This window comes from Agrobacterium burrii, assembly GCF_017313405.1.
GTDB classification, from domain to species: domain Bacteria; phylum Pseudomonadota; class Alphaproteobacteria; order Rhizobiales; family Rhizobiaceae; genus Agrobacterium; species Agrobacterium burrii.
The window spans coordinates 378,159-387,423 of sequence record NZ_JAFLNA010000004.1; the positions used below are offsets into that span (position 1 = coordinate 378,159).

At 58.5% G+C, this 9,265-nt stretch carries 11 protein-coding genes and 2 tRNA genes; 8 read left to right on the forward strand and 5 right to left on the reverse strand.

Going from position 1 to position 9,265, the window contains the following annotated elements:
• The first annotated feature begins 23 nt into the window (after window positions 1-23).
• From sufD to sufA, 4 genes are all read left to right on the forward strand, one after another.
• A complete protein-coding gene (gene sufD / locus JZX89_RS10770) occupies window positions 24-1,295 on the forward strand; it encodes a Fe-S cluster assembly protein SufD (protein WP_207134035.1) in 1,272 nt (423 codons plus the stop codon).
• The gene (locus JZX89_RS10775) at window positions 1,288-2,538 is read left to right on the forward strand and encodes a cysteine desulfurase (protein WP_207134036.1); all 1,251 of its coding nucleotides are present in this window, start codon (window positions 1,288-1,290) and stop codon (window positions 2,536-2,538) included. The genes sufD and JZX89_RS10775 overlap by 8 nt, the downstream gene beginning before the upstream one ends.
• 37 nt (window positions 2,539-2,575) lie before the next feature.
• Window positions 2,576-2,959: an SUF system Fe-S cluster assembly protein gene (locus JZX89_RS10780; RefSeq protein WP_207134037.1), complete on the forward strand. Its 384-nt coding sequence runs from the start codon at window positions 2,576-2,578 to the stop codon at window positions 2,957-2,959.
• 106 nt (window positions 2,960-3,065) lie between these two features.
• Window positions 3,066-3,455, forward strand: a complete 390-nt coding sequence (gene sufA, locus JZX89_RS10785; protein ID WP_207134038.1) for a Fe-S cluster assembly scaffold SufA — start codon at window positions 3,066-3,068, stop codon at window positions 3,453-3,455.
• 172 nt (window positions 3,456-3,627) lie between these two features.
• Here the strand turns inward: sufA and JZX89_RS10790 are convergent, their stop codons facing one another.
• Genes JZX89_RS10790 through JZX89_RS10800 form a run of 3 tightly spaced genes read right to left on the reverse strand, consistent with a single transcriptional unit; the run spans window position 3,628 to window position 6,858 of the window.
• Entirely contained in the window at window positions 3,628-4,836 is a 1,209-nt protein-coding gene (locus tag JZX89_RS10790; protein ID WP_149897352.1) for an ABC transporter permease, read from the reverse strand.
• A complete protein-coding gene (locus tag JZX89_RS10795; protein WP_149897353.1) occupies window positions 4,826-5,545 on the reverse strand; it encodes an ABC transporter ATP-binding protein in 720 nt (239 codons plus the stop codon). Before JZX89_RS10795 ends, JZX89_RS10790 begins: the two co-directional genes overlap by 11 nt.
• 14 nt (window positions 5,546-5,559) lie before the next feature.
• Window positions 5,560-6,858, reverse strand: coding sequence for an efflux RND transporter periplasmic adaptor subunit (locus JZX89_RS10800; RefSeq protein ID WP_207134039.1), 1,299 nt, complete (start codon window positions 6,856-6,858; stop codon window positions 5,560-5,562).
• Between the two features lie 237 nt (window positions 6,859-7,095).
• Here JZX89_RS10800 and JZX89_RS10805 point away from each other — a divergent pair, with 237 nt between their 5' ends.
• From JZX89_RS10805 to JZX89_RS10810, 3 genes are all read left to right on the forward strand, one after another.
• Window positions 7,096-7,251, forward strand: a complete 156-nt coding sequence (locus JZX89_RS10805; RefSeq protein WP_174373592.1) for a hypothetical protein — start codon at window positions 7,096-7,098, stop codon at window positions 7,249-7,251.
• Window positions 7,252-7,468: 217 nt separating this feature from the next.
• Window positions 7,469-7,858: a cupin domain-containing protein gene (locus JZX89_RS28880; RefSeq protein WP_153514236.1), complete on the forward strand. Its 390-nt coding sequence runs from the start codon at window positions 7,469-7,471 to the stop codon at window positions 7,856-7,858.
• A gap of 118 nt (window positions 7,859-7,976) precedes the next feature.
• Window positions 7,977-8,195, forward strand: a complete 219-nt coding sequence (locus JZX89_RS10810; RefSeq protein WP_174373593.1) for a hypothetical protein — start codon at window positions 7,977-7,979, stop codon at window positions 8,193-8,195.
• Window positions 8,196-8,250: 55 nt separating this feature from the next.
• Here the strand turns inward: JZX89_RS10810 and JZX89_RS10815 are convergent.
• Both JZX89_RS10815 and JZX89_RS10820 read right to left on the reverse strand, forming a co-directional pair.
• Window positions 8,251-8,327 (reverse strand) — tRNA-Arg (locus JZX89_RS10815).
• A 50-nt stretch (window positions 8,328-8,377) separates the two neighbouring features.
• Window positions 8,378-8,683 (reverse strand): ETC complex I subunit, encoded by a 306-nt coding sequence (locus tag JZX89_RS10820; RefSeq protein WP_149897356.1) that lies wholly within the window; start codon window positions 8,681-8,683, stop codon window positions 8,378-8,380.
• Between the two features lie 267 nt (window positions 8,684-8,950).
• Between JZX89_RS10820 and JZX89_RS10825 the strand changes: the two genes are divergently transcribed.
• Window positions 8,951-9,027 (forward strand) — tRNA-Pro (locus JZX89_RS10825).
• The last annotated feature ends 238 nt before the right edge of the window (window positions 9,028-9,265 follow it).

Sequence of the window (9,265 nt, forward strand, 5' to 3'; positions counted from 1 at the left end):
TTGAAGGCCAGGAGGTGATGTCCATGAACATTCAAGCTACCAACCGGCTGACGCCAGCGGAAACCGCGCTGGTCGACGCCTATACCGCCAAGTTCAGCGAATTGCCCGGTGACGGCGCCGTTGTCGCTGCCCGCGACGTGCTGTTCGACGATCTGAAGACCGGTGGTCTTCCGACACGCCGCATCGAGGCGTGGCACTATACCGACCTGAAAAGCCTGCTGCGTGCCGTTCCGGAAGACCGGCCCGCGCCTGTTATCGAGAAGCAGGCGCCGACGGTTGCCGGCTCTCTGGTTGCCTATATGCAGCATGGCACGGCCGATATCGGCAAGATCGAAGACGTCAGCATTTCGCGCTTTGCCGACAGGCTGCTCGACGGTTCCGCCGCCGCAGGCCTTGCGGAAGCCAGCAAGGACGACGTGATTGGCCGCATCAACGGCAGCTTCGTGCGTGATGGTCTGGTGCTCGACATTCCGGCCGATGCCGATATCGAAAAGCCGATCGAATTGCAGGCCGTCCATGGCGCAGGTCAGATTCACAGCCGCTTCCCGGTCCGCTTCGGCAAGGGTTCCAAGGCAACCGTCATTGAGCGTCACCTTTCGGTGACTTCGGATGCCGCTTTCGTTTCCTCCGTTACCGACATCGTCATCGAAGATGGCGTGGAAGCGACGTGGATCATCCTGCAAAGCCAAGGTGCTGCCGATATCCATCTCGGCCAGTTGCGCATGAAAATCGGCGCGGATGCCAAGGTTCGCATTTTCATCATCAATGCCGGCGGCAAGCTGGTGCGGCAGGAGCTACGCATCGACGTGGAAGGCGAGGGCACTGACCTCATCGTTCGCGGCGTCAACCTGCTGGGCGGCGAAACGCATACGGACGTGACGATGGTTCTTGGCCACAACGTGCCGAACACGACCTCGACGGAAGTGTTCCGCAACGTGGTGTTCGATCGCGCCAAGGGCATTTTCCAGGGCATGATCCGGGTTGCGCCCGATGCCCAGAAGACTGATGCGAAGATGGCCTGCAACACGCTGCTGATGTCCGATGACGGCGAGTTTTCGGCAAAGCCTGAGCTTGAAATCTTCGCTGACGACGTTCAGTGCGGTCACGGCGCGACGGTTGCCGATATCGACGACAACCATCTTTATTACCTGATGGCGCGCGGCGTGCCGCGGGCCAAGGCGCGGGCGATGCTCGTCAACGCCTTCGTCGCCGAGATCGTCGAGGAACTGGAAGAAGAAAATCTGGTAGAGGCGCTGGAGGCCATCATCTCCGGCTGGCTGGAACATCATGCCTGAGAGCGAACGCGCCGCATTGGCGGCCCCTTATGACGTCGAAACCGTGCGCAAGGATTTTCCGATCCTGTCGCGCGAGGTCTATGGCAAGCCGCTGGTCTATCTCGACAACGGCGCGTCCGCTCAAAAACCGCAGGTGGTGATCGATGCCGTTTCGCATGCTTATGCGAACGAATATGCCAATGTGCATCGCGGCCTGCATTTCCTCTCCAATGCCGCAACCGACGCCTATGAGGCGGCGCGCGAAAAGGTGCGCCGTTTCCTCAACGCCGGTTCGGTGGACGAGATCGTCTTCACCAAATCCTCCACCGAGGCGATCAATACGGTTGCTTATGGTTACGGCATGCCCAAGATCGGCGAGGGCGACGAGATCGTCATCTCGATCATGGAGCACCACTCCAACATCGTGCCATGGCATTTCATCCGCGAGCGGCAGGGCGCCAAGCTGGTCTGGGTGCCTGTTGATGATGACGGCGCGTTTCACATCGAGGCTTTCGAAAAGAGCCTGACGGAGCGCACCAAACTCGTCGCCATCACCCATATGTCGAATGCGCTCGGCACCATCGTTCCGGTCAAGGAAATCTGCCGCATCGCCCATGAGCGCGGCATTCCGGTGCTGGTCGACGGTAGCCAGGGTGCGGTTCACATGCCGGTGGATGTGCGCGATATCGATTGCGACTGGTATGTCATGACCGGCCACAAGCTTTACGGTCCCTCGGGCATCGGCGTGCTTTACGGCAAGGCGGACCGGTTGCGTGAGATGCGGCCGTTCCAGGGCGGCGGCGAGATGATCCTCGACGTCTCCGAAGACAATGTGACCTATAACGAACCGCCGCACCGTTTCGAAGCGGGTACGCCGCCCATCGTCCAGGCCATCGGTCTCGGTTACGCGCTTGATTATATGGACAATCTCGGCCGTGCCGCGATTGCGGCACATGAGGCCGATCTTGCGGCCTATGCCACGGAGCGGCTGCGCGAGATCAATTCGCTACGCATCATCGGCAATGCGCCTGACAAGGGCGGCATTTTCTCGTTCGAGCTTGCGGGCATCCATGCCCATGACGTCTCGATGGTGATCGACCGGCGCGGCGTTGCCGTGCGTGCCGGCACCCATTGCGCCATGCCGCTCTTGAAACGGTTCGGTGTCACCTCCACATGCAGGGCATCGTTCGGCCTTTACAATACCCGCGCCGAAGTAGATCGTCTTGTTGAGGCGCTGGACTATGCGCGCAAATTTTTCGCCTGATATCGGCATAGATGAGATCAGGATTGAGGATCAGACCATGACTGCGGAAGCCACTGCAAAGACACAAGATGCGACTGAAGAAGCGGCAAAGCCGTCTTCCATTCCGCCCGAGGAACTGGCGCGTCTCAGCGACGACGTGATCTCGGCGCTGAAAACCGTCTACGACCCGGAAATCCCGGCCGATATTTTCGAACTCGGTCTGATCTACAAGATCGACATCGAAGACGACCGGATGGTCAAGATCGTCATGACGCTGACAGCGCCCGGCTGCCCGGTTGCCGGCGAAATGCCGGGCTGGGTGGAAAACGCGGTTGGTGCTGTTGAAGGCGTTTCCGGCGTTGACGTGTCGATGACATTCGATCCGCCGTGGACGCCGGAACGCATGTCGGAAGAAGCGCAGGTCGCCGTCGGCTGGTATTGACGCGATTTTGACAGGTGTCATCTCTTGATGACACTGTCAGGCGCACTTAAATTGAATTCCATAAGCATCGAGCCTTGAACTCGATTGTCGAAGGAGAATTAGGCCCATGGGCTTTGCGATCATGACCATGACCGGGGCTGCCGCCTCGCGCGTTAAAGCAATCGTCGATAATTCCGGTCCGGATGCCAAGGGTGTTCGCATCGGCATCAAGAAGGGCGGCTGCGCGGGCATGGAATATACCATCGACCTCGTGACCGAAGCGGATGGCAAGGACGATCTGGTTGAATTCGATGGCGCGAAGGTCTGGGTTCAACCTTCCGCCGTGCTCTATCTGCTCGGCACGCAGATGGATTTCGAAGTGACCAAGATGCGCTCCGGCTTCACCTTCAACAATCCGAACCAGACGTCGGCCTGCGGCTGTGGCGAGTCGGTTGAGTTGAAGCCCGCCGATCTGGCGGCGCTGGCGAAGCAGCGTGAGGCTGAGGCCAGCGTTTAATTTGATGCGGCTTCCACCACACCCTCGACGTCATCCTCGGGCTTGACCCGAGGTTCCATCCCCGTCAAATTTTATGAGACGTTCTTAGATCCTCGGGTCAAGCCCGAGGACGACGGAGGAGAGGTTTTGCTCCACTCCCGCATGAATCGACTACCGCCTGAAATCCCATCCATCACTCGTGCCTGAGCGCCTCGATAGGGCTTAAACTCGCCGCGCGGCGTGCCGGGAAATAACCGAAAATCACTCCAATCGCCGCCGAAAAGGCAAAAGCGAGGAAGATAATCGACGGGCTGGTGACGAAGGGGACGTTGAGGAAGCTGACGACGCTGTAAGCCAGCCCGAGGCCGGTCAGGATGCCGACGAGGCCGCCGAAGGCCGACAGCATGACGGCTTCCACCAGAAACTGCGTCAGCACCTGTTTTTCCAGCGCGCCGATGGCGAGACGAATGCCGATCTCGCGGGTGCGCTCCGTCACCGAAACCAGCATGATGTTCATGATGCCGATGCCGCCGACGAGAAGGCTGACGGCCGCGACCGCGCCTAAGAGACCGGTCAGCAGCGTCGTTGTGCCGGTCATGGCCGAGGCGATCTGCGTCATGTCGTTGACGGTGAAATCATCCTCGCGGCCGATGTTGATGCGGCGGCGCTCGCGCAGCAGGTTCTGCAGGTCGCTCTGCACCTTGGCGGTTGAAACGCCATCCTGTGCCGAAACCATGATCGAGGAAATGGTGGTGGTGCCGCCGATGCGCCGCTGATGAATTTTCAGCGGCATGATGATCGTGTCGTCCTGATCGTCACCGAGACCGGATTGGCCCTTTCGAGCCAGAACGCCAATAACGGGACAGGAGATATTGCTGACGCGGACCGTCTGTCCCACCGGGTTTTCCGCGCCGAACAGTTCCTGCCGCACCGTTTCGCCGATGATGCAGCCGATCTGGCCGCCGCGATCTTCGGCTGGCTGGAAGTCGCGGCCGAGCGCGATGGTCCAGTCCTGCGCGATCAGATAGTCGTTGGTGGTGCCGATGACGCTGGTCTGGTGGTTCTTGCCGCCGAAAATGACTGTCGCGGCCGAGCTGCGGTTTTGCGGCGCGACGGCGCGGATGCCTGATATCTGGTTGCGGATGGCCTCGACATCGCGGTCATCGAAACGTTTCGCCTCTGTGCTGGCGCGGCCGGGGCCGAACTGGCCGGGGCGCACGAACAGCATGTTGGTGCCGAGCCGCGACAATTCCGATTTCACCTGCTCCGTGGTGCCATTGCCGATGGTGACCATGGCGATGACGGCTGCCACACCAATGACGACGCCGAGCACGGTGAGGAAGGAGCGCAAAAGGTTACGGCTGATGGCGCGCAGCGCCAGACGCGACGTTTCAAAGAACATCGGAGCTCTCCTTTTTGTCCACAGCGCTATCGGAGGCGAGATGCCCGTCGACGAAGCGCAGCAGTCGCCCCGCATGGGCGGCGATATCCTCTTCATGCGTGACCATGACGACCGTGATGCCCCTGTCGCGATTGAGCGCCGTTATCAGTTCCATGATCTCGTTGCTGGTTTTCGTATCAAGATTGCCGGTCGGCTCGTCGGCCAGAAGCAGGGCAGGGCGGGTGACAATGGCCCGCGCAATGGCCACACGCTGCTGCTGGCCGCCGGAAAGCTCCTGGGTGGTGTGATCCTCGCGGCCCTTCAAACCCACCTGTGCCAGTGCCTCCATGGCACGAGCGCGCCGTTCAGACGCCTTCATGCCGCGATAGACCAGTGGCAGCTCGACATTTTCCACCGCTGAGGTACGCGACAGAAGGTTGAAGCCCTGAAACACGAAGCCCAGCATGTGGCGGCGCAACAGCGTCAGGTGCTCATTGTCGAACCCGCTGGTCGGCACGCCCTGAAACAGATATTCGCCAGCTGTTGGCACATCCAGACAGCCGATAATGTTCATCGAGGTAGATTTGCCCGAGCCTGACGGCCCCATGATGGCGACGAATTCCTTCTCGTGGATCGACAGGCTGACGCCATCGAGCGCGCGAATGGTTGCTTCGCCGCGGCCATATTGCTTGACGACGTTGCGGAATTCAATGAGCGGCGGCTGTTGCATCAGGTTTTCCTCCGTCAGCCGGCGTTGCGGGCCGTTGCGTCGGTAATCACCAGATCATCGGCTTTCAGTTCGCCTGATTTTACCACGGTATGCTGGCCGTCGGTGGAGCCGGTTTCGATGGCGACCGAGACCGGATTGTTGTTGCGCAGCACCCAGACCGTTCTTTTGCCCGTCGCGGCCTGACCCGCATCGCGGTTCTGCGACCGGCCCATGCGGGGCGGGCGGAACAGGCTCATCAACCCGCCGCCACGGGAGGCGGATTCGCGCGGCGGCGTATAACGAAGCGCCGAATTCGGCACCAGCAGCGTGTCCTTGATGTCCTCGACGATGATATTGGCGGTTGCCGTCATGCCGGGGCGAAGCAGCAGCTCCTCATTATCGACAGTCAATATGCCCTTGTAGGTCACGACATTAGATACGGTTTCAGAGGCGAAACGCACGGTTTCGATCTCGGCCGGGAAGCTGCGGTCGGGATAGGCATCGACATTGAATGTCGCTTTCTGCCCGGTCTCGACCTTGCCGACATCAGCCTCATCCACCGAGACCTGCAATTCCATGTGGCGCAGATCGCCGGCGATGGTGAAGAGAACAGGGGCGTTGAGCGAGGAGGCGACGGTGGCGCCCGGATCGACGCTGCGGGTGAGGATGACGCCATCGATGGGCGAGACGATCTTGGCCTTGCCGAGATTGACCTCGGCGAGCCTGAGGTCTGCCTCGGCTGAAAGCACGGTCGCCTCGTTGACCTGCAACGTGGCGGCGGCGGCATCGTGGCTGAACTGTGCGGCGTCCAAATCCTGCTGGCTGGAGACCCGGTTCTGCACGAGGGACCGCAGGCGCTCCATGGATGTCTTTGCAGAGCCGAGATCGGCGCGCGCCTTCAGCACGTTGGCCTTGGCGGAGGCGAGCTTGGCGCGGGCGCTTTGCACGTCGGCCTCCAGCTTGTTGGTATCGAGTTCCGCCAGAATATCGCCTGATTTGACGGGGGTGTTGTAGGTGACGTTGACCTTGCGCACGGTGCCGGACAATTCGCTCGATATATCGACCTGATCCGTCGGCTGAACCGAGCCGGTGGAGGTGACGATGACGGAAAGATCACCCTGTTTTGCCGGTTCGGTGACATAATTATAGGCGACGCCTGCGGCACGCGACTGGTAATAATAACCGAGGCCGCCGCCGATCAGCACGATGGCAGCCACGACATAAAGATACCGACGCGATTTCTTCTTCCTGCCGGATCTGTTCGTGCCCAGAATCTCCCGCAGATCGGGCTGGCTGTTTTCCGTGTCACGGCCTTGGCTGTTGGCGTCATTCATTCTCGTCACCTGCAAAATTCAAAACACCACAGGGGATTGTCGCCACCCCGTGTTTTCCGCTCGGTCCATTGCTATTTGTATTCCTCTGATTGTGGGAAGTGACATAGCTTGCCCCAAGGGTGAAGTGAAAACTTGGTAATATTTATGATAGTTCTGGTCTGTTAGAGATAATTCCGGAAAGGCCGATGCCACCTGTACGGCAGAGGCTTCAGCAGCGACATTCAGGACGATGATAGAATGAACGACAATGTGGTGAAGTTCCGCAAACCGGTTCCGCCGAAAAAACCGCGTGAACCGCTGGGGCCGAAAGCGAAGAAGGCGCTGACGATTGCGGTTGTTATCGCGTTTTTTGTGGCGGCTTGGGGGTATTTCACGCTGATGGGGCAGGGGTAGGGCGTAAGGGCCGGCGTTGCGCTCTTGCTTGGGTAAGGCGCAAGTATGCAAATCGGCTAAAGCGGGTGTCTCTGGAGACGATTTAGACTTAGGGGCTGGCGTCGCTGATTTTAATGGCGGCTATTAGCCCGAAGCGGTCAAGTCATTAGCTGTTCAGGCTTCATCATGATAAGTGACTACGCATCGCCAAACTCACTTTTTCAGAGAGATATTCTTAATGAAGTGCCTGCGAATCTACGCCTCACCAGATGGCGAGTCTCATTTCGATGAAATCGAATTGCCAACAACGAAGGGATCAGTTCATCCCGACGCCGTTCCATTTGATGTGACCGCCAGTTATCCCGCCTCTCGCGTCCGGATTACCCACATCCCGGCAGGGATGAGAGAAGTTGGCTGGCATGGAGTGCCCGAGCCAGTCCTTACGGTTAGGCTTGACGGTTCCGTTGAGTACGAGACCAGCGACGGGGAGGTCCGCCATGTGTCAGCGGGTAGTTTTGTGCTAGTCGCAGACACACATGGCAGAGGCCATCTTTCGCGACATTCTCCAGAAGCCCAGACCGTCATTTGGATTTCATTGCCAAACGGTCTTGAACTTCCTTCGCAGTAATTACTGTTTCTGGCGCAACACCACCCGTACGATAATTTGCTGTCGCGGCTGTAAAAGCCCCTTGCCAACGGGTTCATACCCAATACCTTTATCAACTCGGTTAAGGGAGGTGGGTTACATGAGCGACTTTCGCAACAGTCTGTTTTTTCCGATCACGCTCTTGATTTGCGGGGTGGCCGCGTTTTTTCTCTTCCTTTACGTGACTGGCCACGATCCGGATGAGCGACCCCTGACCTTGGTCGAGTGGATTATAGGTGGAATGCTGATCGGACCGGGCTTTGGTTATCTCCTGCGATGGAGAAAGATTAGGAATAGCCGAGGTGCAAGCCCGGACTGATATCGTGTCTGCGATAGGATCCAAACCCGTGATCTATGGATAATGTGAGAAGCGGTGGCGACCCCTGCAGGATTCGAACCTGCGACATTCGACTTAGAAGGTCGACGCTCTATCCAGCTGAGCTAAGGGGCCGTTGTGCCGGGCTATGTTGCTCCGGCTGAAAATCGTTCAGCGTGTCTTCTTCAGTGCGTCCAGGGCTGGGTGCGGCTGAAACGGAAATTGTCGGTGTAGGAAACCACCTTGCGGGTTGCTTCCTTCGGCAGGATGACGCGGTATTCGATGCCCTTGCGCTGCGCGTAGGCTTCGGCCTGCTCCTGCGTTTCGAATGTCAGCTTGACCTGCTGCTTCATGTCGGAACTGGAGGTATAGCCCATGATCGGGTCGATCTTGCGCGGAACTTCGGCGTCGAATTCCAGAACCCAGACATTGGTCTTCGCCGTGCCGGATTGCATGGCGGTTTTTGCAGGGCGGTAAATCTTCGCAGACATGTCGAAACTGCTCCGGTTGGGCGGCGGGGCGTAACACCCCGGATTATTCTTCACGTACCTGAATAGAATAACCAAATCGTGTCAGGAACGCTGAATTTGGAATGGACTGACTTACCCTGAGAGTCAAGATGATTATCCCCTCGCTTTCGCCTGGTGATCTTCCCGCATCAGCACCGCGCTCCGCCGATCAAGACAATGGCTGAACAAAGATGAATTTCCCTGTTGCGGACTTCATATGAACCGTGTATTCCCCAGCCATCGCCTCGGCGGAGTGTAGCGCAGTCTGGTAGCGCATCTGGTTTGGGACCAGAGGGTCGGGAGTTCGAATCTCTCCACTCCGACCATTTTCAAAATCCCCTTTTATCAGTGCTTTGCATTGCTTTCTTCAAGCGATGTATTCAGTTGCGTTTTCGGCTTGTCGATCCTGTATCCGAGCCCCCTTCGGCGTCGGCCGGTTACCTCTCAATTTCCCCATAAACCCGCAAGCCCGATGTGTGCGGGCGTGCGCCGCGCCGTCTCTATCAACTGTTCGGCGCTCCTCTCTGAGTGGCTGCATTCGGTTAAAAGCAACTTATTTGAATA

Bases quoted from the DNA above. Each gene is read 5' to 3' on its own strand.
- JZX89_RS10795 (WP_149897353.1), bottom strand. From the start codon at position 5,545: ATGCAACAGCCGCCGCTCATTGAATTCCGCAACGTCGTCAAGCAATAT.
- JZX89_RS10820 (WP_149897356.1), bottom strand. From the start codon at position 8,683: ATGTCTGCGAAGATTTACCGCCCTGCAAAAACCGCCATGCAATCCGGC.
- JZX89_RS10790 (WP_149897352.1), bottom strand. From the start codon at position 4,836: ATGTTCTTTGAAACGTCGCGTCTGGCGCTGCGCGCCATCAGCCGTAAC.
- JZX89_RS10780 (WP_207134037.1), top strand. From the start codon at position 2,576: ATGACTGCGGAAGCCACTGCAAAGACACAAGATGCGACTGAAGAAGCG.
- sufA (WP_207134038.1), top strand. From the start codon at position 3,066: ATGGGCTTTGCGATCATGACCATGACCGGGGCTGCCGCCTCGCGCGTT.
- JZX89_RS10775 (WP_207134036.1), top strand. From the start codon at position 1,288: ATGCCTGAGAGCGAACGCGCCGCATTGGCGGCCCCTTATGACGTCGAA.
- JZX89_RS28880 (WP_153514236.1), top strand. From the start codon at position 7,469: ATGAAGTGCCTGCGAATCTACGCCTCACCAGATGGCGAGTCTCATTTC.
- JZX89_RS10805 (WP_174373592.1), top strand. From the start codon at position 7,096: ATGAACGACAATGTGGTGAAGTTCCGCAAACCGGTTCCGCCGAAAAAA.
- JZX89_RS10810 (WP_174373593.1), top strand. From the start codon at position 7,977: ATGAGCGACTTTCGCAACAGTCTGTTTTTTCCGATCACGCTCTTGATT.
- sufD (WP_207134035.1), top strand. From the start codon at position 24: ATGAACATTCAAGCTACCAACCGGCTGACGCCAGCGGAAACCGCGCTG.
- JZX89_RS10800 (WP_207134039.1), bottom strand. From the start codon at position 6,858: ATGAATGACGCCAACAGCCAAGGCCGTGACACGGAAAACAGCCAGCCC.